This is a genomic window from Paraburkholderia phosphatilytica (genome assembly GCF_003443895.1).
GTDB classification, from domain to species: Bacteria; Pseudomonadota; Gammaproteobacteria; order Burkholderiales; family Burkholderiaceae; genus Paraburkholderia; species Paraburkholderia phosphatilytica.
Map to the genome: position 1 here is coordinate 1 of NZ_QQOA01000030.1, position 25,036 is coordinate 25,036.

Genomic DNA, 25,036 nt, shown 5'->3' on the forward strand with positions numbered 1-25,036 from the left:
GCGGCGTGAAGGAGTCGGGCTACGGGCGTGAAGGCTCGAAGTACGGCCTCGACGACTATCTGTCGATCAAGTACCTGTGCCAGGGAGGGTTGGAATAATATGGATGCCTATCCGATCGAAGTCGAATTCCCCAACATTGCCGAGCACGCGCTCGGCAATACCGGCGTCGCGTATGTGCATACGTTCGATTCCGGCGTGGCCGGCCCGCACGTAATGATCAACGCACTCACGCACGGCAACGAGGTGTGCGGCGCGATCGTCGTGCACGAACTGCTGCGCGCGCAGCTGCGGCCTCGCCGCGGCAAGCTCACGCTGTCGTTCGCGAACGTGAAGGCCTTCGCGCGTTTCGATCCCGCGATGCCGGACAAGGCCCGCTTCGTCGATCAGGACTTCAACCGCGTATGGACCGCCGCGAAGCTCGACGATCTCGCGACGACCTCATCCGAACTCGATCGCGCCCGCGCGATGCGGCCGGTGATCGACACGGTCGACCTGCTGCTCGACCTGCATTCGATGCACGAGAAGAGCCTGCCGCTGATCGTCGCCGGCCCGCTGAAAAAAGGCACCGAACTCGCGGTGAACCTCGGCACACCCGCCACCGTGATCTGCGACGAGGGCCATCCGGAAGGCCGCCGGATGCGCGATTACGAAGGCTTCGGCGACGAAGCGAGCCCGAAGAACGCGCTGCTGATCGAATGCGGACAGCACTGGGAAAAGAACGCCGTGATCGTCGCGCACGACTGTACCGCGCGCTTCCTGCTGCTGTCGGGGATCGTCGAAGCAGGCGATCTGCCGGCCGGCTGGATCGTGCCGCTGCCCGATGAAATGCGCGTCGTGCGCGTAACGGAGCCGGTCGTCGCGAAGAGCATGGACTTTCGTTTCGCAGGCCCGTACACCGGCCTCGAAGTGTTCGACAAGGCCGGCACCGTGATCGGCTGGTCAGACGGCCAGCCAGTCGCCACGCCCTACGACGACTGCATGCTCGTGATGCCGTCGCTGCGCCAGCTGCGGCCCGGCGTCACCGTGGTCCGGCTCGGCCGGATCGAACAACGCATCGACCTCTCGCCACGCAAACAGGAAAACAACACGTGAAAGTCCAGCAGATCAAACAGGCCGTTCAACTTGCTGAACTGGAGGACTGGGGCACCGCCGGTCTGCCCGGCACGGAAGCCGCGCAGGTATCCGGACGTCAGTACGTGATTCCGGGCAGCGAAGCGATCGATACGGGCGTGTTCGAGTGCTCGCCCGGAACCTACCGGCGCTCGGTCAAACAGGCCGAGGTGATGCACTTCATCGCAGGTTCGGGCACGTTCACGCCGGACGGCGAAGACACGATCCACTTCCGCAGCGGCGATACGCTGTTCTTCGAAGCGAATACTGAAGGACTGTGGAAGGTCGACGAAACGATGCGCAAGATCTATGTGATCTTCTGAACCCGTTCAACGCATCCAACGTAATACTGAAGCCGCACGATCGAACACGATGCGCGGCTTCATTCTTTTGAACGCGCTTTGAACGCGGCGCCTTTTGAACGCACTGCGCTTCAAAAGACTCAGATCGCATCCCGCGGCCGCGGCACATCCGCGTCGACGCAGCAGACCAGCACCTCCGCGTCGCCTTTGCCAACGCTCAGGTACACGTGCCCTACCGCGCTGTCGAAGTACAGGCTGTCGCCCGGCTGCAGCGAAAACACGTCGCCGTTCTCGAAGCGCAATTCCAGCTGTCCGCCGAGCAGGAACACGAACTCCTCGCCCGCATGACGGATGTAGTCCGGAAAATCGTCGAGCGTCCGCGCGCGCACGTGTGCGCGCATCGGCACCATCCGCTTGCCCGTAAGATCGTTCGCGAGCATGCCGTACTCGTAGTTCGGCGTGTCGTAGATCATCTGCTCGCCGGACGCGGTGAACGACGGCTTCATCGGTTCCGCGGCCGTTCGCGCGCGGCGCCCGAAGATCGCATCGAAATCCAGCTGCAACGCGTGCGCGAGCGCCGCGAACTTGTCGTAGGTCAGCGCGATGTCGCCGCGCTCCGCCTTCGAGATCGTCGACAGCGCGATGCCGGAGCGCTCGGAGAGCTGCATCAGCGTGAGGCCCTGCGCCTTGCGCGCATCGCGAATCCGCGCGCCGACCGCGCCATGATCGATCTGCTCCGCAGCGGTGGGCGTAGCTGCAGTAACAGGTGAAGCGGCGGGCTTGCTACGTCGAACGACCTGTCTGGGCATCGAATCGGCTTCCTTCAGTTCAGTGAACGCGGTGCAAACATCAACAGACTGAACGAGACCGCGCGCCGGAAATGAACTGCATATCGAAATGCATCCCGGCGCATGCGGGAATTCTCGCATATGAGAAATTATTTTTTCTCGTATATGATAAACCGTCGCCCGCCTCCCTCACTGAAAGGACCCGATCGTGTCGACTCTCGCACTGGACAAGGCAGGACTCTCGAAGGCACAGGTGATTGCCGCGACCACGCTCGGCAGCGCGCTCGAGTTCTACGACTTCACGATCTACAGCTTCTTCGCGATCCAGATCGGGCAGCTGTTCTTCCCAGCCACCTCGCCCGTCAACCAGTTCCTGCTGTCGATCGGCGTATTCGGCGTCGGCTTCGTCGTGCGTCCGCTCGGCGGCATCGTGATCGGTGCGTACGCGGACCGCGTGGGGCGCAAGAAGGCGATGGTGCTGACGATCATGCTGATGGCGGCAAGCTGCGCGCTGATCGCGTTCGCGCCGGGCTACGCGACGGTCGGCCTCGCCGCGCCGTTCATCGTGCTCGCGGCGCGGTTGCTGCAAGGTTTCGCCGCCGGCGGCGAGTTCGGGCCGGGCACCACGCTGCTCGTCGAATACGCGACCGATACGACGCGCGCGTACTTCGCCAGCTGGAACTTCGCGGCGTCCGCGCTGGGTCTCGCGCTCGGCGCGTGCGTCGCCACCGCCGTCCACGCGGCGCTGCCCAAAGATGCCGTGCTCGCGTGGGGCTGGCGCGTGCCGTTCCTGCTCGGCATCGTCGCGGCGCCGGTCGGCATGCTGATCCGCCGCCGTCTCGAAGAAACGCTGCCCGCGAGCACGGGCAAAGCTCGCCATGCCGGCGCCGTGAAGGCCGCGCTCACGACCCATCTGAAGCTGACGATTCTCGGCACGTTCGCCGAGCTCGGCGGCTCCGTCTCCGTGTACATCACGGCGTTCTTCCTGCCCGCTCACGCAGTGCGCACGCTGCACCTGTCCGCCACCGCGGGCGTCGTGTCCGGCATCGTCAGCGCGCTCGTGCTGTTCGTCGCGGCGCCGGTCGCGGGGCGGCTCGCGGACCGCTACAGCCGCAAGCGCGTGCTCGTGATCTCGCGCACCGTGCTGCTGTTCACCGTCTATCCGGCATTCGCGTGGCTCGGCGCGCACCCTTCGCTGGCAACGCTGTGCGCGGTGTCGGCGTTCCTCGCGATCTTCGTCGCGGGACAGATCGTGCCGGTGCTCGTGATGATCCCGGAGCTGTTCCCGAAACACGTACGCGCAACGGGTATCGCGCTGACCTACGTGGTGAGCGCGTCGTTCTTCGGCGGCTTCTCGCCGTTCATCGCGACCTGGCTCGCGGCGCGCACCGGCAATCCGCTCGCGCCGGCGTGGTACGTCGCCGCGGCCTGCGCGATTTCGCTGGTGCCGGTCATCTGGCTGCGCGACCGCACCGGAGAAGCATTATCCTGAACACCCCTGCTTCACTGAACATTCATTCGCCTGAAGGACTTCATCATGGCAATGCATGACGAGCTGGTCAGTCTCACCGCCGTCGAACTGCGGCGGCTGATCGGCGCGAAAACCATCTCGCCCGTCGAACTGCTCGATGCCTGTATCGGACGGATCGAGGCGATCAACCCGGCGGTCAACGCCGTCACCGCGACCTGCTACCCGGCCGCGCGCGAAGCCGCGAAGGCCGCCGAACGTCAGGTGCTGAACGGCGAACCGCTCGGCCTGCTGCACGGTCTGCCGCTCGGCGTGAAAGACCTCGAGGACACCGCGGGCCTGCTCACCACCTACGGCTCGCCGGCTTCGCGCGGCAATGTGCCGACGCGCGACGTGGTGCTCGTCGAACGGCTGCGCGCGGCGGGCGCGATTCTGGTCGCGAAGACCAACGTGCCGGAGCTCGGCGCGGGCGCAAACACCCGCAACGTCGTGTGGGGCGCCACCGGCAATCCGTTCAACCCGGAGCTGAACGCGGGCGGTTCTTCGGGCGGTGCAGCCGCGGCACTCGCGTGCGACATGCTGCCGGTCTGCACCGGCTCCGATACCGGCGGCTCGTTGCGGATTCCCGCATCGAAATGCGGCGTGGTCGGCTTCCGGCCCACACCTGGGCTCGTGCCGAACTCGCGGCGGCTGCTCGGCTGGACGCCGATTTCGGTGGTCGGCCCGCTCGGCCGCACCGTGGCCGAAGCATGCCTGCAACTGGCCGCCACGGCCGGGCTGACGGCGGGCGACCCGCTCAGCTACGAAATCGATCCGCTGAGCTTCGCGACGCCGGAACCTATCGACCTGTCGACGCTGCGCATCGGCTGGACCGAAGACTTCGGCTGCTGCGATGTGGACGGCGCGATCCGCGCGCTGTTCCGTTCGCGCATGGCCGCGCTGAAGCCGATGGTTCGCACCTGCGAAGAAGTGTCGTTCGATCTCGGCGACGTGCACCGCGCGTTCGACGTGATCCGCGCCGAGAGCTTCGTGGCCGGTCTGCGCGACACCTACGAGCGCGACCCGAGCGTGCTCGGCCCGAACACGCGCGCGAACTACGAGCTCGGCGCGAAGATGACGCTCGCGGACAGCGCATGGGCGCAGGCGGAGCAGACGCGCATTTTCCGGCGCTTCCAGGCCGCGTACGAACACTACGACGTGATCCTGTCGCCGACCACGCCGGTTTCGCCGTTCCCGTGGACGCAGCTGTACGCATCGCACGTGGACGGCCGCGAGCAGGAGAACTACTACCGCTGGCTCGCGCTGACCTATGTCGTCACGCTCACGACTCATCCTGCGCTGTCGCTGCCCTGCGGTGTCGACGATGCCGGCATGCCGTTCGGATTGCAGATCATCGGGCCGTTCCATGGCGACCGCAAGACGCTCGCCGTTTCGCACGCGCTCGAACAGGCCTTCGCCGCGTCGCCCGAACTACGCCGCCCGCGCCCGGATCTGTCGAAACTCGCACAACCGACACCATCGCTTAAATCCATCGTGACGGCACCGCCCATCCTCGACTCGACCAGCAGCAACCACTCCGGTCCTTCCATGGTATGACGATGAAATTCGACACGGTCGTGCTTGGCGGCGGCATCGTCGGCGTATCGGTCGCGGTGCATCTGCAGCGGCGCGGCCGTGCGGTCGCGCTCGTCGATCGCAAGCCGCCCGGCAGCGAAACCTCGCTCGGCAACGCGGGGCTGATCCAGCGCGAAGGCGTGTATCCGTATGCGTTCCCGCGCTCGGCCGGCGCGCTGCTGCATTACGCGCGCAACCGCGCGCCCGACGTCCGCTATCACCCCCGTGCGATGCCGAAGCTCGCGCCGTTCCTGATGCGCTACTGGCAGCAGTCGGAGCCGACGCGGCACGCCGCGATCGCGCGCCACTACGCGACGCTGATCGAGCATTGCGTGAGCGAGCATCGCGAACTCGCGGAAGCGGCAGACGCCACCGCGCTGCTGCGTCACGACGGCTGGCTCAAGATCTTCCGTATACCTGAGAAATTCGATGCGGAGCTGCGCACCGCCGGGCAGTGGAATCGCGAGTACGGCGTCACCTACGAAGCGCTCGACCCTGCGGCGCTGCAACGCATCGAACCCGATCTCAGCAAAACGCTCGTCGGCGCGCTGCGCTATACCGCGTCGGATTCGGTCAGCGATCCGCAGGCGCTGGTGCGCGCGTACGCGCGCTATTTCGAGTCGCTTGGTGGCCGCGTCTTCGTCGGCGATGCGACGACGCTCGAACCGCAGTGGCGCGTGAGTACCCAGGAAGGCCCGATCGAAGCGCAATCCGTCGTAGTTGCGATGGGACCGTGGTCGGAATGGATCGCGTCGAAATACGGCTACGACCTGCCGCTCGCGGTGAAGCGCGGTTATCACATGCACTACGCGGCACGCGACGGCGCAAGTCTGCGTCACCCGGTGCTCGATGTGCAGAGCGGCTTCCTGATCACGCCGATGGCGCGCGGCATCCGCCTCACGACCGGCGTCGAACTGGGCCTGCGCGACACGGGCAAGACGCCCGTGCAACTGGCGGATGTCGAACCCGTTGCGCGCGCGCTCTTTCCGCTCGGCGAGCGCGTCGACAGCGAACCGTGGATGGGCTGCCGCCCCTGCACGCCGGACATGCTGCCCGTGATCGGCCCCGCACCGCGTCACAGCGGCATGTGGTTCGCGTTCGGCCACGCGCATCACGGGCTGACGCTCGGTCCTGTGACCGGCCGGCTGATCGCCGAGATGATGACGGGCGCGCCGACCGTGTGCGACCCCGCGCCGTTCAGCGCGAGCCGGTTTGGTGTGTGAACGTCGGCGCGCTCACTCGAGCGTGCGGATCGAGTTGCTGATGCCGCGCGCGCAGTCGATCACGGCCGGCGCGAGCTTGCGGCACGCGTCTTCGAACGCCCAGCGGCTCGTCGGCGCAACCACGTGCACCGCCGCCACCGGCCGCCCCTGACTGCCGAGCACCGGCGCCGCGATCGTCATATCTCCGATGAACAGCTCTTCGCGATTGGTCGCGTAACCCACGCGGCGCGCTTCGGCCAGCCGCTCGCCGATCTCGTCGAGCGACGTGACGGTGCGCGCCGTGTACTCGATGCGATCCATCTTCGCGAGCCGCTCGAGCGCTTCGTCCGCCGGCAGTGCCGACAGGTACGCGCGGCCGCTGCCGGTGCAGAACATCGGAATGCGGCTGCCGATCGGCATGTGGATCGGCACGAACTTGGTCGACACGAAGCGCGCGACGTAGACCATCTCGTCGTCGTCGGGTTCGGTGAGGTTGGTGGTTTCGCCCGTCACGTTGGTCAGTTCGGACAGGAACGGATTCGCGACGTCGATCAGCGTGTCCGCCGCGAGATAGTTGAAGCCGATCTGCATCACGCGCGGCGCGAGCTGGTAGCGACGCGTGACCGGATGCTTGCGGACGTAGCCAAGCCGCTCGAGCGTGTAGACCATACGCTGCGCGCTGCTCTTCGTGATCGACGTGGCCTCCGCGATTTCGGCGAGCGTCATCGTGCGGCGCTTCGCACTGAACGCGCGCAGCACGGCGAGGCCCTTTTCCAGAGACTGGTTGAACAAGAGATCGGCGGCGCTTTCAGTGGCGCTTTCAGCCGTTTTGTCGGGCGGCGGCGTGTTCATTCTGGTGAACCCGGTGTGATCGATAATTCATTCTATCGTATCGAATATCGATACCCAAAAATCTTCTTGCGATTTTTTTGATTCGTTTACGATGTATTCATCGTCGGATATTGAATCTGCGACCCGGTTTCAGCGTCTTGGCCTCTTCTGGAGATTGCTCATGATTTCGCTCGTCAAACGCCTCGCCGGTGTTGCAACCGGTCTTGCCACCTGCGTTGCGCTCGCGGCCACTCCGGCCGCCGCGTTCGCCGCGGAGCCGACCTTCAAGATCGGCGCAACGGCCACCGGCGTGCCCTTCACGTTCCTCGACGTGAAGACCGGCACGATCCAGGGAATGATGGTCGACGCGATCACGCAGGCCGGCAAGGAAGGCGGCTTCCAGGTGGACGTGCAGCAGAACGTGTTCTCGTCGCTGATTCCGTCGCTGACCACGCAGAAGATCGACGTGATCTCGGCAGCCATGCTGAAGACGGCCGCGCGCCAGCAGATCGTCGACTTCTCCGACACCGTCTACTCGTACGGCGAAGGTCTGATCGTGAAAGCCGACGACACCGGCCACTACACGTCGATGGACGATCTGAAGGGCCAGGTGGTCGGCGCGCAGGTCGGCACCGCGTTCGTCGACGCATTGAACAAGAAGGGCATCTTCAAGGAAGTGCGCACCTACGATTCGGTCGCAGACATCATGCGCGACGTGGCGCTCGGCCGCATCAAGGCCGGCTTCGGCGACCAGCCGATCATCGCGTGGCAGCTCGATCACGGCGCGAACTCGCAGGTGCGCCTGGTATCCGAGTATCAGCCGGCGGTGAAAGGCCAGGTGTGCTTCGTCGTGCGCAAGGGCGACACCACCACGCTCAATCTGCTGAACGACGCGATCAAGAAAATGAAGGCCGACGGCACGCTGCAGCAGATCCTGCAGAAGTGGCACATGAGCTGACCTGAACGCCGCGGCGGCTTATTGAGCGCGACGGCGCGCCGTTCACTGAACGGCTGGATCACTGAACCGCTGAATCATTGAACTGCGCGCCCACAGCCGAATGAAGCTGGAGATCCGATGTTCCTGCAAAACGCCATCGAGTTTCTGCCGATCCTGCTGAAGGGCGCGATCGTCACGATCGAGATCACCGTGTGCTCGTTCGTGCTGAGTTCGGTGCTCGGGCTCGTGCTGGCGCTCCTGAAGCTGTCGCGCAACCGCGCGCTGTCGACGCTCGCGAGCACCGTCATCAACCTGATCCGCGGGCTGCCGATCATCGTGCAGCTCTTCTATATCTACTTCGTGCTGCCCGACCTCGGCATCCAGCTGTCGGCCTTCCAGGCGGGCGTGGTCGGTCTCGGCGTTGCGTACTCCGCGTATCAGGCGGAGAACTTCCGCGCCGGCATCGAGGCGATCGACCACGGCCAGATCGAAGCCGCGCAGGCGCTCGGCATGCGCGCCGGCGCGATCATGCGGCGCGTGGTGCTGCCGCAGGCGTTCAAGATCGCGCTGCCGCCGTACGGCAATACGCTCGTGATGATGCTGAAGGACTCATCGGTCGCATCGACGATCACCGTGGCCGAGATCACGCGTGAAGGCCAACTGATCGCATCGTCGACATTCCAGAACATGACCGTGTTCACGCTCGTCGCGATCGTCTATCTGGTGCTCAGCCTGCCGCTGATGTTCGGCGTGAACCGCCTCGGCAAACGCCTCGGCGCGAGGAAAAGCCAATGATCGAAATCGACTCGATTCACAAGCGCTTTCACGATCATGAAGTGCTGCGCGGCGTGAGCCTGTCGGTCGGCGCCGGCGAGGTCGTGTGCCTGATCGGACCGTCGGGCTCCGGCAAATCGACGCTACTGCGCTGTATCAATGGCCTCGAAAGCTACGATCAAGGCTCGATCACAGTCAGCGGCACACGCGTCGATGCGCGCGCGAAAAACATTCACGAACTGCGGATGCGGGTGGGCATGGTGTTTCAGCGCTTCAACCTGTTCGCGCATCGCACCGCGCTCGAGAACGTGATGGAAGGCCCGCTCGTCGTGCGCAGAACACCCGCCGCGCGCGCCCGCGAACAGGCGCGCGCGCTGCTGGACAAGGTCGGCCTGTCGCATCGGATGAACGCGTATCCAGCGCAGCTGTCGGGCGGCCAGCAGCAGCGCGTTGCCATTGCCCGCGCGCTGGCGATGGAACCCGAAGCGATCCTGTTCGACGAACCAACCTCCGCGCTCGACCCCGAACTCGTCGGCGAAGTGCTGAACGTGATGCGCTCGCTCGCGCGCGACGGCATGACGATGGTGGTCGTCACCCACGAGATGGGCTTCGCGCGCGAAGTAGCGGACCGCGTGTGCTTCCTGCACGACGGCACGATCTGCGAATCCGGCGCCGCGCAGGATGTGCTCGGCCGTCCGCAGCATCCACGCACCCAGGAATTCCTGCGCCGCCTGCTCACGACAGGCGACGCGTCGCAGACCAGCCATCCGAACCCGACATGACGGAAGTGAAACCAGGCGCACCGCTGCCCGACTCGCTGTGGGCCGCGACGGCCACCGCCGGCCCGCTTACGCCACCGCTGCGCGACGATGCGTCATTCGACGTCGCGATCGTCGGCGCGGGCTTTACCGGGCTTTCGACTGCGCTGCATCTCGCCGAGCGCGGCGTGCGGGTCGGCGTGCTCGATGCAGCGGAGCCCGGCTGGGGTGCATCGGGCCGCAATGGCGGTCAGGTGATTCCCGGCCTGAAGTACGACCCCGACGAACTGGTGCGGCGCTTCGGCGCGAGCACCGCCGAGCCGCTGATCGACGTGATCGGTCGCGCGGCCGATACCGTGTTCGATCTGATCGCGAAGTACCGCATCGAATGCGCGGCAGTGCGGCGCGGATGGATCCAGCCTGCACCATCGCAGGCGATGCTCGAGACCGTCACGCGCAGAGCAAAGCAATGGGAAACACGCGGCGTGAACGTGACGCTGCTCGATGCAGCCGAAGTGTCGCGGCGACTCGGCACCCATGCGTACGTCGGCGGCTGGATCGACCAGCGCGCGGGCAGTCTGCATCCGCTCAACTACACACGCGGGCTGGCGCGCGCCGCGCAATCGCTCGGGGTGCGTGTGCATAGGCAGACGCCCGTCGTCGCGCTTTCGCGCGAGCACAACCGCTGGCGCCTCTCGACTGCGCAAGGCGCGACCGTAACCGCGGAGCGCGTCGTGATCGCGACCAACGGCTACACCGGCGCGTTGTGGCCAGGGCTGCGGCAGTCAGTGATCGCGGCGAACAGCTTCCTCGTCGCGACGCAGCCGCTCGCGCCCGCCATCGGTGGGGACATTCTTGCGGGCGGCGAAGTGGCGTCCGATTCGCGGCGCCTGCTGCTCTACTTCCGGCGCGATGCGGCCGGGCGTCTGGTGATGGGTGGCCGCGGCCCGTTCGCGGAGCCGGCGGGCGCGACGGACTGGGCACATCTTGAACGCGCGGTGGAACTCATGTATCCGCAACTGAAGGGCGTGCGCTACGACTACCGGTGGGCGGGACGCGTCGCGATCACCGCGGACTTTCTGCCGCACGTGCACGAACCTGCGCCGGGCCTCACGATCGCGCTCGGCTACAACGGTCGCGGCATCGCACTGGCAACGACGATGGGCCGGCACCTCGCTGCGCGTATTGCGGGAGACACGCGCATGCCCTCCCCGTTTCCCGTCACGGCGGTGAAGCCGATTCCGATGCATGGCTTGCAGCGGTTTTATATCACTGCGGGGGTGGCGTGGTATCGGTTGCTGGATGCGTTGGCTTGAGGGGATCAGCGTTTCACCGCGCCATCCTCGCCACCGACATCGCCGGCCGCGGGTCCATCGGCGGAAACACATTCCACGACCCGTCGTCGTGACGGAAGAACAGGATCGACAGCAGGCCGCCAGGCCGCACGGCTTCGACGCGCACGCAGCGGCGCCGGCGGGTCGCTTCGCGACCCAGGCCCACCACCCGCGCGGGCATCGCCGCGGTCGGCGCGAGCCATTTATCGACGGCCCAGTGCAGGGTTTTGCCGGACGTGCCCATGATGCTCTCCTCGTTCCTCGTCGCGCTTCACCTGATGCTTCGATCGATCCGTTCGCTACCGCTGTTCACACTGCATCCGCAGCCCAGTGCCCGAGTCCAATCCGGCGGCCGACGAATGCCGTCAGCAGACACGCCAGCGCCTGGACGCCGGCACGCGGATGCGTGAGGCACACATGCACCTGTTCGCTGCGGCTTTCGCCGAGCAGGCACCACATGCAGAAGTGTTCGCAGTTGTTGGTCAGCAGGCGGTAGCGGTTTTCGCCGAGGCGCGAACGCGCGCGGCCCACCGTTTCGTCGCTGGAATACTTCGGAAAGGGATGCGGCCGGACGGAAACCTCATGGCCCGCCGCGAACTGTTCGAGCGGCACTTCTTCGACCGGACCGCGATGCGCGGACTTTGCGAAGCCCGCGTAGTGAATGACCAGGCCGTTGCCGACGTAGATGCCGTGATGCTCGTAACCGCGACGCTGCGTGACGAGGTGTGCGCCGACAGCGGGTTCGTCGCCGCCATCCTCCAGCGCGACGTCCGCTGCTGCGTAGGCCGCCGCGCGGGAGCTCGAATCGTTGCGCGGCTGGTGAAGGTTGCGGTTCATGGCGGGTCCCGGTATCCGGTTCAGAAAGGCCAACACTGTTGCAGCCTCTTTTGCATCAACCGGGCCAGTCGTCACAAACCATTGATTACTCGCTGTTTTCCTTCTTTTTCGTAGTCCTCGACAATGCAGCTTGTCGGTTGAAGGCCAACAGAATTCTGGGCAGTTGTGTTGTGTAGCGCCCATCATTTCGCCGCGACTCCGCACCCGCGGCGGTGCTCGTCAAAGTGTTGGCCGTCCCACCAGTCGCCGCGACTTTCCGTTGGGCCTCAACCAACGACTACCTCGCCTGCATCGCCGATCAAGCAAGACGTATCCGCTGTCTCCCGCATCCCGCAAGGCCGCGTGCGAAAGCCCATACAGGCGCCGCAATCTGGCATACCCTTTGCACCTACAGGCGCATCGCTTCCCGGGTTGCATCGCACGCAACCAGCAACCCGCAACCGCCTTCATGGAGAAACCGGAGACACGTCATGGCTTCCCTCACCATCAACGATCTTCCCCACAGCCAGGCCCTCGATCGCAAGGCAATGTCCGCGATCAGCGGCGGTGGCGGCGCACCGTGGGTGTTCGGCTGGATCACGCCCTACGTCAGCGAGACGCCGAGCGTGGGCCCCGTCGTGAACCTCTACGACGTCACGAACAACTACTACGCGAACCAGATGATCAACCAGTTTCAGAACGTCGACGTTCGCAACACCGGCTCCAACTCGAACATCACGGTTTCGCCCGACGCGCGCAGCAGAAACCTGGTGTAGCGATCGTGACCTGCGCCAGCCAATTCCGGTGGGCGTCGGCGGCACGCTCCGATACCGGACGGGTACGCGAGATCAACGAGGACGCCTGCCTCGACCAGCCGCAACGCGGCCGCTGGGCTGTGGCCGACGGCATGGGCGGGCACGCGGTGGGCGACGTCGCGAGCCGGCTCGTGATCGATGCGCTCGGCGAGTTGCCGGACACGGGCGGCATCCGCAGGTCGATCGCCGCGGCGCGCCTGCGGTTGCAGAACGCGAACCGGATGCTGCGCGAAGAAGCGAGCCGCCGCCAGGTGCAGCGCATCGGTTCGACGGTCGTCGTGCTGATTGCGTGCGATCGTTTCTGCGGCTACCTGTGGGCCGGCGACAGCCGTATCTATCTGCTGCGGCAAGGCGAGTTGCGTCAGTTGACGCGCGATCACAGCCAGGTGGAAGCGCTGCGTCAGTCCGGTCATCTGACCGACGATGAAGCGCGCAATCATCCGGCGCAGCACGTGATCACGCGCGCAGTGGGCGCGACGGATCATCTGGTGCTGGACGACGATGCGATCGAAGTCGCGGACGGCGACGTGTTCCTGCTATGCAGCGACGGTCTGACCAACGAGGTCACGCACGAAGAAATACTGCGGACGCTCGCGACCGTAGAGTGCAGGCACGCGCCGGACGAGCTCGTCGACATCGCGCTGTCGCGCGGTGGCCGTGACAATATCACCGCGGTAGTCGTGCACGCGGAAGACCCGCACGCGACCGATAAAACCCTGCTGAACCCGGCGCCCTAGCGATCTGACGATCTAACCAAGACCCTAACGCGAGTCGGCATCGTCGCCGCTTGCCGACATGTCTTTGCGCCCGTTGTCCTGCGCATGCTGCCGGCGGAAATCTTTCGAATGCAGGCCATGCTTCTTGAGCAGCATCTGCAGATGCGAGCGGTTCATGTCGACGCGCCGCGCGAGTTCGGCCACCGTGCCGCCCACTTCCTGCAAACCCCGTTGCAGGAACGCTTTCTCCGCCTCGTCGCTCGCGGCCCGCTTCGCATCGCTCAGCGACAGCAGATTCGTCACACTCGCGGCACCGTTTCCCGTGCCGCTGCCGGCCTCCGCCGCATCGCCGCGCAGCCATGGCGACGCTGGCTGCGTGGGACGCATGTCGGACGGCAGATGCTCGACGTCCGCGATGTCGCCCGCGAGACACGAGACGCGATACATCACATTGCGCAGCTCGCGGATGTTGCCCGGCCACGCGTACGACAGCAGAAAGTCCCGCAGTTTAGGGGTGATCCTGACGGGGCGGCGCTTTAGCGTGCCCGCCGCTTCGTCGCCGAAGTACTGGATCAGCAGCGGGATTTCGTCGCGCCGTTCGCGCAGTGCGGGCAGCGTGACGTGAATCACGCTCAACCGGTAGAACAGGTCTTCGCGGAACGTACCTTCTTCGCTCAGCTTGCGCAGATTGCGATTGGTTGCCGCGACGATGCGCGTATCCACGGCGATAGGTTCATCGGAACCCACGCGCTGGATCTCGTGCGCCTCGAGTACGCGCAGCAGCTTCACCTGCCCCGGCAGCGGCAACTCGCCGATCTCATCCAGAAAGATCGTGCCCGTGTGCGCGCTTTCGAATTTGCCTTTGCGGTCGTTCGTCGCGCCGGTGAACGCGCCCTTCCGATGGCCGAACAGTTCCGACTCAAGCAGGTTGTCGGGAATCGCGCCGCAGTTCACGGAAATGAACGGCTTGTCGGATCGGCTGCCGTTCGCATGAATCACCTTCGCCATCAACTCCTTGCCCGTGCCGCTTTCGCCGTCGATCAGCACCGGGAGATCGGTCGGCGCAGCTTTTTCCGCAATTTCCAGTGCTTCGAGCAGCTTCGGGTTGTCGCCGAACGTGCCTTCGAACACGAAGCTGCGCGCGAGCAACGCCTGCCGCCGCGCGCCGCGCGACTGCTCGGCCCGCAACGGCTCGACGACGGCCGCCTGCACGAAGCGCTCCTTGTGCGACATCTGCATCACTTCGTCGCGCAGCGTGCTCGCCTGTTTCAGCAGCTTCTCGATGTCGGCGCGTTCGAGCCGCGACGACCAGCGCAGCGTCGAGCGCAGGATCTCGATCTTTTCGATCAATCCCGCGTACGACATCGCGAAGCCGCTTTCCTCTAGCTGGTCGAGTATCTTCATCATGCGTTCAACTGTTTCTGGACGAGCTGGTAATACATGCCCTTCCGGTTGACCAGTTCCTCGTGGCGCCCCTGCTCGACGATCGCGCCTTCATACAGCACGAGGATCTTGTCCGCGCGCATGATCGTGCTGAGCCGGTGTGCGATGACGATGGCCGTGCGCCCTTTGAGGATCTCGTGCATGTTGCTGAGAATATTGCTTTCCGACTGCGCATCGAGCGCCGACGTCGCCTCGTCGAAGACCAGCAGACGCGGGTCGTGATACAGCGCGCGCGCAATGCAGAGCCGCTGGATCTGGCCGCCCGACAGACCCAGCCCGCGCTCGCCCACCACCTGCTCGTAGCCGAGCGGCAGCCGGCTGATGAACGCGTGCGCATCGGCCATCTTCGCAACTTCCTCGATACGCCGGCGATCCGGCGTTTCGTCGCCGCTCGCGATGTTCTCCGCGATCGTGCCGGAAAACAGCAGGTTGCTCTGCATCACGTAGCCGATCTGCGCGCGGTAGAACGCCTTGTCGATCACGTTCATGTCGTAGCCGTCCACGGTCATGTTGCCGTCGCTCGGCATGTAGAAACCTACGAGCAGCTTCGCGAGCGTGGTCTTGCCCGAACCGCTGCGTCCTACCACCGCAACGAGCTCTCCAGGCTTGATGTCGAAGCTGATGTTCTCCAGCACGTACGCGCCGTCGTTCTCGCCATAGCGGAAGTACACGCCGTTCAGGCTGATCTCGCCGCGCAGGTCCGGCAACATCACGCGCGACGGCAGCTCTTCCGGCTTCTGCTCGGGCTCGATGTCCAGCACGTCGCCGAGCCGCTCCATCGCCACGCCGGCGTCGTTCAGCATGCTCCACAACCCGACGAGCCCCATCAGCGGCGTGAGCACGCTGCCCATGAACGCATTGAACGCAATCAGCTGGCCGATCGTCATCTCGCGCGCCAGCACCAGGTTCGCGCCAACCCACAGGATCGCGATCGTCGTCGTGGCGTTCAGCAACTGACTGACAAAGCCGATCCGGATATTGAACGCCTGCGCGCGGTACTGCACCTCCAGCGCCTTCGCGTATTTGCGTTCCCAGCGCAGCCGCACCGGCCGTTCGATGCCCATCCCCTTCACAGTCTCGACGCCCGAAAGCGCCTCCATCAGAAACGACTTCGCATCCGTCGACGCGGTGAACGTCTCGCGCGCGAAACGCTTGATGCGCGGCGTCGCGATCAGCGTCAAGCCCATGATCGGAATCACGAACGCGATCAGCACGAACGTCATCTTCGCGTTGTAGAAGAACATGATCGCGAAGTAGATGAACACCATCAGCAGATTGAGTGCGGTCGTCACCGTCGATTCGGTCAGGAACGCGCGGATGGTCTGGTTCTCCTGGAAGCGCGCGAAGATATCGCCGGTCTTGCGTTTCGCGAAGAACGAGAACGGCAGCGACAACGTATGGCGGAAGAACTGCGACATCATCGAGAAGTCCATGTTGCGGACCATGAAGTTCGACAGATACGCGCGGATCATCGCCGTCAGCTGCGAAAACAGGTTCGTGATCACGAGCCCGAGTATCAGCAGATGCAGAAGGCTCACGTTCTGATGGACGATCACGCCGTCCAGGATGTTCTGGATGATGAGCGGCGGCGCCACGCCCAGCACCTGGATCACGAACGTAGCGAGGAACAGGTGCAGCAGGATCTTCCGGTACGGCGCCAGATAGCCGACGAAACGCAGCCACGGCGAGCGCGTCGCCGACAGGTGCAGCAGGTTCGGCCCGGGCGTGAACAGCAGGCAGGTGCCGCTCCAGCCGCGTTCGAAATCTTCGAGGTTCAGCTTGCGAAAACCCAGTGCGGGATCGGCTAGCCACACGTGGCGTTTCGATACGCCGTACACGATCACGTAGTGGTAGCCCTCCCAGTGCACGATGAACGGCAGCTCGAAACCGCGCAGCGAATCGAACGTGCATTGCACGCCGCGCGCGGTAAAGCCCAGCGATTCGCCGGCGCGCGCGAGGCTGTCGAGCGTCGCGCCCTGCGTCGTCACGTTCGCCAGTTCGCGCAGCTTGCCGAGCGTCATCGGAATGCCGTAGTGCCGGCAGATCATCGCGAGGCACGCGGCGCCGCAGTCCATCTCTTCGGCCTGCTCGACGAGCGCGAAGCGGCGGATCACCCGTTCGCCCACTTCCGGCTTCGTGTGCAGATCGAGCCTGAGCGGTTGCCTGCGGCGCTGCTCGATGCGCTTCTGGCGATCCAGCTCGCGCTCCGCGTACTTGATGCGTTCGTCCAGCACCTCGCGCAGCTTCGGATTGCGCTCGAGGATGAAATGAACCGTGCGTTCCGGAATCACCAGCAGCCGCGTGTCGGTCACCGCGATCGCGGAAGCCGGCTGCTCCTGACGCATCAGGCAGGCCTTCTCACCGAATATCTCGCCCTCGCGCAGCGTGGCGATCGTGAAGTCGTGGCCGTCCTCGTTGCGCACGATCCGCACTTCGCCCTGCCGCACCACATAGAGCCGCCGGTCCTCGCGCGAGTCCTGGCGAAAAATCTCCTTGCCCGCGGCCACGCGCTTCACGCCGACGCTGCGCACGTATTCTTCGAGTTCCGCCTTGTTCAGCTTGCCGCGCAGATCGAACAGCCGCGCGACGAAACCACCCGCGGAATTGATCGCCACATAGCTCGCGACGAACGCCAGCGCCGCCTGGTTCGCGGCCATTGCAGGCTCGATCGCCGAGCGCGGGATGAACAGCAGCTCCGTCTTGCCGGAGGACCGCACCGATGCTTCGTGCGCGTACGAGCGCAGCATCGCGATTTCGGAGAACACTTCGCCCTGCTTGCGCACGCCCATGCTGATCTCTTTGCCGTGTTCCTCGGTAAAGAGCCGCACCGAGCCGGACTTGATCACATGGAGACCGTCGGCCGCTTCGCCCGCATTGCAGACGGTTTCGCCGAACGAACAGAAGCGCGACTGCGCCAGCTGCGCGAACGATTCGATCTCGTCGCGCGTGAACGGCGAGAAGATTTCCACCGACGCGAGAAAGTCGGCAAGAGGCTGCGTGGTTTGCGGTGCATCCATGATGCTCATCGTCCCCGGCAGCGGCGCGCGCCGCTCAAAGCGATTCGATCACATGTTCCTGCGCGCGCGTCATCAGCCACTCCTCGCGCAACAGGCGTTTGATTTCCGCCGAAACGTCGGCGTCGAGCTGCGCCGGATATTTCGCGGTCACCGCGAAAATCTCGAAGCACGAACGGTCCAGCGATGCGAACGGCCCCAGCAGTTCGCCCACCTCGGCGTTGAAGATCTTCGCTTCGATGTCAGGCTTCAGCGAACCGCGCAGCACCTTGCCGATCACACCGCCCGAGCCTTTCGTGTCCGCGATCGAATGCTCGCGCGCCATCTCCGCAAATGCATCCGGGTCTTCGCGCAGGTACGAGATCATCTCCTTCGCCTTTCCTTCGTCGTCGAGCAGGATATGGCTCACCTCGATCGCATCGAACTTCGGCGAATTCATCGAGAAGTACTCTTCGACCGCCCCGTTATCGCCGATGCTTTCGAGCATCCGCTCCTGATACAGGCTGTCCGTGATGAACGCTTCGAATTCGTCGAGACTCACCTTCAGCGCATCGAGATACTGATTCATGTCCGCGGCACGATGCAGACCACGCACGCGCCGGAACTGGTCCGCGCGCTGCTGGATGTCGTCTTCGCTGATCCTGACGCCGTGCTTTTTCGCGGCGTGCACGGTCAGCTTGTCGCGCACCAGCTGCTCGATCAGGCTTTCGAACTGTCCCGTCAACTTCAGCAGCCTGACGAATTCGCCGACATCCACGACTTCATCGTCGATTCTCACGATCGCGGTCATCGCTCGCTCCTCTGGTCGTCGTCCGGATCGATTGGCGGCCCGACGGTTGGTGTTGTCGTATCAACGCGTTGTCGAAGCTATCCGGCCAGCTGCCTGAACGGATCGAGCCCAAGATCGATCAGCCGCCGCTCGCGCACGACGATCTCGGCGCTCGCCGTCATTCCATAGCGCAGCGGATAGCGGTTTTCCGCGACCTGGTAGTAGTCTCGCGACGGCGCCACGCGGGCTTCGTATACCGGTTGCTTGTCCTGCACCGAAGGTTTCGTCGCCGGCGAAATATAGACGAGCGTGCCGTCGATCACCCCATAGCGCTGATACGGAAACGCGTTGAACTTCAGCTTGACGGGCATGCCTTCGTGCAGAAACGCGCGGTCGTGCTCGGCAATCTCGATCTTCAGCACCTGGCGCGCATCCTTCGGCGCAATCGCGCCAAGCGGCGTATTCGCCTGGATCTTGTCGCCCGCCTGGGTCGACGTGACGTCCGTGATCACGCCCGACGTGGGCGCGAGAATGAGCAGGAAGTTGTCCTTGTCGATGTTCTCGAAGCGGATGCGGGCGGCGGCATCGGAGGCAAGGCGCGCGGTCTGCAGCTGCAGGCGCAGCTTTTCCTCGGTAGTGGTGATGTCGCGCACTGCGTCGTCGTACTGGAGTTGCAGCGACGTCGCCTGCTGGCCGCTCGTTTCGAGCTGCGCGTTCGCTTCCGAATATTCGTGGCTCAGCTTGAGATCGAGCTCGGTCAACTTCGACTGCGCGACGCGGTACGCGTTTTCCGCTTCCAGATACGCGTTTCGCTTCGCGTCCGCCTGCAGTTCGGCGACACCGCCGCCGCCCGGCTGCGCGAGCAGACGCGAGTACTTGTCCGCTTCCTCGCGCGCGGCATCGCGCGCACGGCGCGTGTTGTCGAGCGTGCTGCGCGCTTCCTCGAGCTCGGCCTTCTGCCCTTCGGCGAGCTTCGTCGTGCCTTCGGTAATGCGGTTTTCGTGCTGACGCTCTTCCACTTCGAGCTGGTCCTTGAGCGCGGCGGCCTTGCGCTCCATCAGCTCTTTCTTCTGCGGAAAGTCCTTCCATTCGCGCTCCGCGTCTTCGAGCTTCAGCTGCGCCTGCAATGCGTTGGTGGCCGCCTCGATCGCGCCACGCGCATTCAGGCGCGCGAGCACATCGCCCTTCGATACGGGTTGTCCCTCGGCGATGTAGAGGTCCGTCAGTTCGCCGTCGATCGGTGCATAGATGCGCCGCACGTCCGACTCCGGCGCGAGCGTGCCCTGCGCGGTAACGATCACGTCGGCGCGCCCGAAGAACGACCAGAGCAGCCCCGCCACGACGAGTGCGACCATGGTCAGCACGAGCGCCTGCGCGATCTTCGCGGGCTCCGCCGTGAGGATCGCGACGCCCTCGGCACTGTGATCTTCCAGCGCCTCGTGCAGCGATTTAGGGAGACTGTCGCGTTTCACTGCCATCGCCTCCAATCAATGCGAGCTTGGATTTCAGCAAGGCCGGGTCGAGCACCATGCGCAGTTCGTCGAGCGAGCGCCGCTGCAGCTGCGTTTCGGCCTCGATGTCGCTCGACAGCTGGTCCGCGCCTGCGGGATGCGGCGCTTTGAGCTGCGTGAACACGCGCATGCCCTGCTGCACGTCGCCATTCGCTTCGGACAACAGATGCGCCTGGTTGCGGAAGCCGTCCGAGATACCCGACTCCAGACGCTGCGTGCCGCCGATCGCGCCATTCGCGCGATATTGCCGCCACAGCGTTTGCGCATGCGCGATTTCATCGTTCGCATGCGCGAGTGCCCGGTCGCGCAATGCGTCGACGTCCGCCTGGATCGCTCGCGCGTAATACACGTCGTCCGCGGGATCGATCGCCGCGTAGAACGCGAGCAGCTTGTCGTCATGACTCGCGCTACCGCGACTCTTCTGCAGATCGGCGAACTGCGCGAGCACGCTCTTTCTGCGCGCCAGATCCGCGGTCATCATGTCGGACCACGGGCCCGCCGGCATCGCGGCGAGTCCATCCAGCGCACGCTGGCTGTCGCCGTTGCGCCAAGCCGCGCTGACAGCGTCATAGCGCGCAACCACGTCGGCGGACGGCAAACGGCTCGCGGCCAGCTGACGGTACTGCGCCTCAAACGGCGGCGTCGTGAAGCGCGCCTCGTGCATCGCCGCCAGCAGCGGCGCAAGGTGCCGCGCGCGCAACGCGTCCAGTAGCTGCGTGTATTGCCGCAGATCCGCGCGCACCGCATCGAGCCCGGCGAGACGCGGGTAGCGTTGCGCATCGTCGTCGAGCACGGCCGGCAGCGCCTGCGGATCGTCGCGCGCGAGCTCCGTCGCGATCGTCGCATCGAGCCGGTCGATCGCCGCGAGGTATACGGAATCGTCGCTCTGCAGTTTGCGCAAGTGGCTCATCGCAAGCGCGTAGGGTTCGGCGAACTCGGGCACGTAAGACGCGATGCGATCCAGCACGCGTTGATGGCCCTTCGCGTCGTCGTTCCAGCGATGCAGCAGATCGCGGATCCGGCTTTCGTCTGCGTAGATACGAATCGGTGCATCCGGACCGCCACGGCCCACGACGAAGCGCTCGAGATCGCCGACCCACTGCAGCTGATCGATCAGCGTGGTCGCATCCGTATTGCCGTTGCCCAGGTCACGCATGCCGTCGACCAGCGTCGTTGCATGATCGAACTGCCGCCCGCGCAATGCCGCGAGCCAGCCGGGCACGCGCGCCTTCATCAACGCCTCGCTTGCGAGCGAGCGGATCGACTCGCCGGCAGGGTGCTGCTTGAGCCACGAAGCGGCGGCATCGGCGGCGGCTTCGTACTGGCCGGCGGCTAGCAGCCCTTTCACCTGGCGCTCGCGCTCGCCGTGCAGATAGATTCCAACGGCGATACCCGCGACGATCACGCACACGCCGAGCGCGCCCCACCCGATGCGTCGCATCATTGAATGGTCGCCGGCGGAGAAGGTGCGCGCCAGTTCGGCCGCGAGAATCTGCCAGCGGCGGCGCGGCGTGCGCGCGGGCGCTTCGGGCTCTGCCTTTGGCGCAATGGCGGCCGCCTCGACGTTGATTTCGTCCTCGCGCTGCAACGCGCGGTCGACACAGAAGATGTCGAGAAACGAATGTGCAGCGCCGACGAAGGTGGTCTTGTCGGGGTCGATTGCAGGCAATGGCGCAGCTTCGGGCGGCTGATCGACCGCAGCGACCGCAGCAATTGCAGCGACGGGCGCCGCGCCCAGCGCGGTTTGCGTGACGGTCGGCTCCGCTTCGAAAGCTTCCTGCAGCAGGACCCGATAGACGAAGTGGTCGCCACCGAAACCGATCACGTCGCCATCCTGCAGCGGATGCGCCGAATCGCCGAGACGCTCGCCATTCACGAACGTGCCATTCGTGCTGCCGAGATCTTCGATCCACGGCTCGCCGCCCTTCAGGAAAATATGCGCGTGGCGCCGCGAAATATAGTTGACCTGATGGGGATAGCGGTCTTTGTAGCGCGCGAACAGTTCGTCGGTCTTGCTGACCAGAAACGGAAACGCGGCCACGTCGATCGGTTCGAGACCGAGATCGGCGCGTTCAGGCTGCAACGCGATCGTCACGTGCTGTGCGCCGCGCGCGGATAGCGGACCCGACGGCCGCGTCTCGATCGCCACGCGATACGTCAACGCGTTGCCGAAGCTCAACTCGTCGCCGGCGCGTACGCGCGACGGTGTCTGCCGCACCGCTGTACCGTTCACGCAGGTGCCGTTCTTGCTGTCCAGATCCGCGACGAAGATCGCGCCCTGCTCGACGAACAGACGCGCGTGACGGCGCGACAATTTGGTGACGAGCTCCTGCGGATAACCGGCAAACGGCGCTTCGCTGCGACCGATCGCGAACAGTTCGTCGGCGATGCGGATCGCACCGAGGGACGGATGCGAGGTGGGCAGCAGCAGGACGTCGAACTCCTGGTCCAGAGCCGCCCACATCTCAGCAATCGGAGCTTCGCCGGGGTTCATCTCTCAGCATCACCGGGCGTGGACGACTGTCGCGAACGACAGGATCGGGGCATCGAGTTGCACGCAAAGCGCAGTGCACTCGACACAACGTTCATGCTGACAGCTATCGAAGAAGTTTAAGTCACGCATGGTGTTAGTCAATTGTCGGGTCGCGTGGTGCGCGTGCCATCGCACGGTCGCACGGTCGATGCCGTAGCAGAACGAACATTCGTCTATTGCTTCGCTTGCGTTTGCGCTTCGACGTCGACAGCGGGCCAGCCGCCGCCGAGCGCCTTGTAGAGCAGCACCGTATCCGCAAGAATCTCCTGATGATTCGCGAGTACGTCGAGCTGTGCCTGAAGCAGCGTGCGCTCCGTTTCGAACACTTCGAGCTGCGATACCACGCCTTCATGCAACTGCGCTTCGATCTGGTCCGCAACGAGCCGCAGCCGCTGCACTTCCTGCAGGAGCTCGACACGCTGCTGCCGGTGCGCATCGAGATTGACGAGCGCGGTTTCCACTTCCTCGAATGCGCCCATCACCGTCTGACGATACTGCTGCTCGGCGACGCCCGATTGCGCTTCAGTCGTCTTCACATGCGCACGCACGCTCGGGTCGAGCAGCGGAATGTCGATGCTCGGCATCAGGCCAAACGTGAACGACTTGAGCAGATCGGACAGCGCGAAGCTCGCGGTGCCCCCATGTCCGGTCAGGCTGATGGTGGGCAGCTGCGCAAGCTTTGCTTCGCCCACCAACTTGTACGCTTCGAGCACGCGAAACTCCGCCGCCACGATGTCCGGCCTGCGCGACAGCAGCTGCGCGGGCAAACCTGCGGGCACCGGCGGCAACTGCACGCGCTGCTGCAGGTGGCCCGCAGGCACTTCGAATTCGCCCGCCGGCACACCGATCAACGTGCACAGCGCGTTGTTCGCCACCTTGCGCGAGCGGCGCAGGTCCATCAGATCCTTCGTTAGACGATTGATCTCCGCCTGCTGGCGAATCACCTGCGTCTGCGGGATCAGACCGTTGCGGCTCAGGCCGTCGTAGATTGCTAGAATCTGCTTGTTCTCGTCGACCATCTTCTGCTGCGCGACGATCTGGTCGTCGAACTGGAGAATCTGGAAATACGTGGTCGCGACGTTCGACACCAGTTCGAGATAGCCCGCGCGCCAGTCCGCTTCCGTTGCGTGGAATTCGGCCGTCTGCGCCTGCACGCCCTTCTCGACCTTGCCCCAGATGTCGATGTCCCAGTTCACCTGGCCAGCAAGGTTGTACTGCTTCGAGAACGGCTGAGACGTAACCTTTTGGAAATTCGCTCCCGCGCCGAGATCCGCGCTGGGCAGTGCGCCCGCGTTCGCTTCGGCGATCTCCGCGTGCGCCACGTCGATGCGCGCAGCCAGCACCTTGATGTCGAAATTGCCGCCGATCGCCTTGTCGATCAACGTGTTCAGATACGGGTCCTGGAAGGTCTTCCACCAGTCGGGTTCGATCGTGGCGGCAGGCGAGACGAGCGTGCCCGTCTTGTCCGACCATGACGTTTTCGCCGGCGTATCGGGACGCTTGTAGTCGGCCACGTGCACGTCCACGCATGCGCCCAGCAGCAACGCCGCGCTCACGGCAGCGGTTCGTACGACGATGCGCGAGCAGCGGGAAAAGCAGGAATCTGACGATACGTACACGATATTCTCCGATCTTGATCAGGTATCGCGCAGTCGGATCGCACCATCGGATGAAGGCAAAGCGGGGCCACCAGCTTTTACGGCTGCGGGATATCCGTTTGCGTGGAGTGCGTGCGGTGATGCTGCGGATGCGTGTGTGAGAAAACGAATTGCTGTGTTGGTCTTTTGATGCTGCGTTTGATGCTTGCGTGGGACGCTGCACCCGCGGAGGCGCTTCGGGCCTCCGCGGGTTCGTCGCGATCAGCTCACGATGACGTTGTTCTCGGCGTTCATCGTCGGCGTGATCTTCGTCGGCAGGCCGTTGTTGAACGCGTCGTTGTTGTCGCTCATGTTGTTGATCGTCATGCCTTGCTGGATCAGCTGCTGGGCGGTGACGTTCTTGCTGTTGTCGATCTTGAATACGTCGCTCGTGGGGAAGTACGGATACACCACGTAGCCGCCGCGAACGGCCTTCATGGCCGTGCTGTCGAGTTCTTCGGCAACGGACAGGTCTTTGACGATCAGTGCGCTCATGACAGTTCTCCTGAGAGGTATGCGAAAAGGTTTCGCTAGGTGCTTCGGTTAGGTTCGAGCATCGTGTCTGCTCGAGCCTCACTAATGCACAGGCCGTGCCAATTGCATTCGCGTGTCGGAGAAAAATGCGCAGAGCCTTGTTGCAGCGGGATTCTCAGGGGAGCCAAAG

At 64.5% G+C, this 25,036-nt stretch carries 22 protein-coding genes; 11 read left to right on the top strand and 11 right to left on the bottom strand.

What is annotated here, in order from left to right; all coding sequences use genetic code 11:
* Positions 1–99 precede the first annotated feature (99 nt).
* Entirely contained in the window at positions 100–1,092 is a 993-nt protein-coding gene (locus DVS29_RS26020; protein WP_118183402.1) for a M14 family metallopeptidase, read from the top strand.
* Positions 1,089–1,433, top strand: a complete 345-nt coding sequence (locus DVS29_RS26025) for a cupin domain-containing protein (RefSeq protein ID WP_118183403.1) — start codon at positions 1,089–1,091, stop codon at positions 1,431–1,433. Before DVS29_RS26020 ends, DVS29_RS26025 begins: the two co-directional genes overlap by 4 nt.
* A 119-nt stretch (positions 1,434–1,552) precedes the next feature.
* Here DVS29_RS26025 and DVS29_RS26030 read toward each other — a convergent pair whose 3' ends face one another.
* Entirely contained in the window at positions 1,553–2,221 is a 669-nt protein-coding gene (locus DVS29_RS26030) for a helix-turn-helix domain-containing protein (protein ID WP_118183404.1), read from the bottom strand.
* Between the two features lie 187 nt (positions 2,222–2,408).
* On the opposite strand from DVS29_RS26030, the gene DVS29_RS26035 reads away from it, so the two are divergent.
* The 3 genes from DVS29_RS26035 to DVS29_RS26045 are packed head-to-tail and all read left to right on the top strand — an operon-like array spanning position 2,409 to position 6,505.
* A complete protein-coding gene (locus DVS29_RS26035; protein WP_118183405.1) occupies positions 2,409–3,692 on the top strand; it encodes an MFS transporter in 1,284 nt (427 codons plus the stop codon).
* 45 nt (positions 3,693–3,737) lie between these two features.
* Positions 3,738–5,264, top strand: a complete 1,527-nt coding sequence (locus tag DVS29_RS26040; RefSeq protein ID WP_118183406.1) for an amidase — start codon at positions 3,738–3,740, stop codon at positions 5,262–5,264.
* A 2-nt stretch (positions 5,265–5,266) separates the two neighbouring features.
* The gene (locus tag DVS29_RS26045; protein WP_118183474.1) at positions 5,267–6,505 is read left to right on the top strand and encodes an NAD(P)/FAD-dependent oxidoreductase; all 1,239 of its coding nucleotides are present in this window, start codon (positions 5,267–5,269) and stop codon (positions 6,503–6,505) included.
* A 12-nt stretch (positions 6,506–6,517) separates the two neighbouring features.
* Here DVS29_RS26045 and DVS29_RS26050 read toward each other — a convergent pair whose 3' ends face one another.
* Positions 6,518–7,336 (bottom strand): IclR family transcriptional regulator, encoded by an 819-nt coding sequence (locus tag DVS29_RS26050; protein ID WP_118183407.1) that lies wholly within the window; start codon positions 7,334–7,336, stop codon positions 6,518–6,520.
* A gap of 160 nt (positions 7,337–7,496) precedes the next feature.
* On the opposite strand from DVS29_RS26050, the gene DVS29_RS26055 reads away from it, so the two are divergent.
* The 4 genes from DVS29_RS26055 to DVS29_RS26070 all read left to right on the top strand — a co-directional run bounded on the left by DVS29_RS26055 (position 7,497) and on the right by DVS29_RS26070 (position 11,100).
* Complete coding sequence (locus DVS29_RS26055; RefSeq protein WP_118183408.1) at positions 7,497–8,273, top strand: ABC transporter substrate-binding protein; 777 nt, start codon at positions 7,497–7,499, stop codon at positions 8,271–8,273.
* Positions 8,274–8,390: 117 nt separating this feature from the next.
* Positions 8,391–9,047 carry an ectoine/hydroxyectoine ABC transporter permease subunit EhuD gene (ehuD, locus tag DVS29_RS26060; RefSeq protein ID WP_118183409.1) on the top strand — a complete coding sequence of 219 codons (657 nt, stop codon included), beginning with the start codon at positions 8,391–8,393 and terminating at the stop codon, positions 9,045–9,047.
* The gene (locus DVS29_RS26065) at positions 9,044–9,808 is read left to right on the top strand and encodes an amino acid ABC transporter ATP-binding protein (RefSeq protein ID WP_118183410.1); all 765 of its coding nucleotides are present in this window, start codon (positions 9,044–9,046) and stop codon (positions 9,806–9,808) included. The genes ehuD and DVS29_RS26065 overlap by 4 nt, the downstream gene beginning before the upstream one ends.
* On the top strand, positions 9,805–11,100 hold the full coding sequence (locus DVS29_RS26070) for an NAD(P)/FAD-dependent oxidoreductase (protein WP_118183411.1): 1,296 nt from the start codon (positions 9,805–9,807) through the stop codon (positions 11,098–11,100). The genes DVS29_RS26065 and DVS29_RS26070 overlap by 4 nt, the downstream gene beginning before the upstream one ends.
* A gap of 13 nt (positions 11,101–11,113) precedes the next feature.
* Here DVS29_RS26070 and DVS29_RS26075 read toward each other — a convergent pair whose 3' ends face one another.
* Positions 11,114–11,362 carry a hypothetical protein gene (locus DVS29_RS26075; protein WP_118183412.1) on the bottom strand — a complete coding sequence of 83 codons (249 nt, stop codon included), beginning with the start codon at positions 11,360–11,362 and terminating at the stop codon, positions 11,114–11,116.
* A 65-nt stretch (positions 11,363–11,427) separates the two neighbouring features.
* On the bottom strand, positions 11,428–11,955 hold the full coding sequence (locus DVS29_RS26080) for a lecithin retinol acyltransferase family protein (RefSeq protein WP_118183413.1): 528 nt from the start codon (positions 11,953–11,955) through the stop codon (positions 11,428–11,430).
* 470 nt (positions 11,956–12,425) lie between these two features.
* Between DVS29_RS26080 and DVS29_RS26085 the strand changes: the two genes are divergently transcribed.
* Together DVS29_RS26085 and DVS29_RS26090 are read left to right on the top strand one after the other, a co-directional pair.
* Positions 12,426–12,710 carry a hypothetical protein gene (locus tag DVS29_RS26085; RefSeq protein ID WP_118183414.1) on the top strand — a complete coding sequence of 95 codons (285 nt, stop codon included), beginning with the start codon at positions 12,426–12,428 and terminating at the stop codon, positions 12,708–12,710.
* A 5-nt stretch (positions 12,711–12,715) separates the two neighbouring features.
* Entirely contained in the window at positions 12,716–13,486 is a 771-nt protein-coding gene (locus tag DVS29_RS26090; RefSeq protein WP_118183415.1) for a PP2C family protein-serine/threonine phosphatase, read from the top strand.
* A 24-nt stretch (positions 13,487–13,510) separates the two neighbouring features.
* Here the strand turns inward: DVS29_RS26090 and DVS29_RS26095 are convergent, their stop codons facing one another.
* The 7 genes from DVS29_RS26095 to DVS29_RS26125 form a co-directional block, all read right to left on the bottom strand.
* Positions 13,511–14,872, bottom strand: coding sequence for a sigma-54 interaction domain-containing protein (locus DVS29_RS26095; RefSeq protein WP_118183416.1), 1,362 nt, complete (start codon positions 14,870–14,872; stop codon positions 13,511–13,513).
* The gene (locus DVS29_RS26100; RefSeq protein ID WP_118183475.1) at positions 14,869–17,925 is read right to left on the bottom strand and encodes an ABC transporter transmembrane domain-containing protein; all 3,057 of its coding nucleotides are present in this window, start codon (positions 17,923–17,925) and stop codon (positions 14,869–14,871) included. Before DVS29_RS26100 ends, DVS29_RS26095 begins: the two co-directional genes overlap by 4 nt.
* Before the next feature lie 34 nt (positions 17,926–17,959).
* Entirely contained in the window at positions 17,960–18,712 is a 753-nt protein-coding gene (locus DVS29_RS26105) for a peptidylprolyl isomerase (RefSeq protein ID WP_118183417.1), read from the bottom strand.
* A 77-nt stretch (positions 18,713–18,789) separates the two neighbouring features.
* Positions 18,790–20,163, bottom strand: coding sequence for a beta-barrel domain-containing protein (locus DVS29_RS26110; RefSeq protein ID WP_118183476.1), 1,374 nt, complete (start codon positions 20,161–20,163; stop codon positions 18,790–18,792).
* The gene (locus DVS29_RS26115; RefSeq protein WP_118183418.1) at positions 20,141–22,696 is read right to left on the bottom strand and encodes an FHA domain-containing protein; all 2,556 of its coding nucleotides are present in this window, start codon (positions 22,694–22,696) and stop codon (positions 20,141–20,143) included. Before DVS29_RS26115 ends, DVS29_RS26110 begins: the two co-directional genes overlap by 23 nt.
* A 212-nt stretch (positions 22,697–22,908) precedes the next feature.
* Entirely contained in the window at positions 22,909–24,291 is a 1,383-nt protein-coding gene (locus DVS29_RS26120; protein WP_338069347.1) for an efflux transporter outer membrane subunit, read from the bottom strand.
* A gap of 303 nt (positions 24,292–24,594) precedes the next feature.
* Complete coding sequence (locus tag DVS29_RS26125) at positions 24,595–24,867, bottom strand: hypothetical protein (RefSeq protein ID WP_118183420.1); 273 nt, start codon at positions 24,865–24,867, stop codon at positions 24,595–24,597.
* Positions 24,868–25,036: the final 169 nt, after the last annotated feature.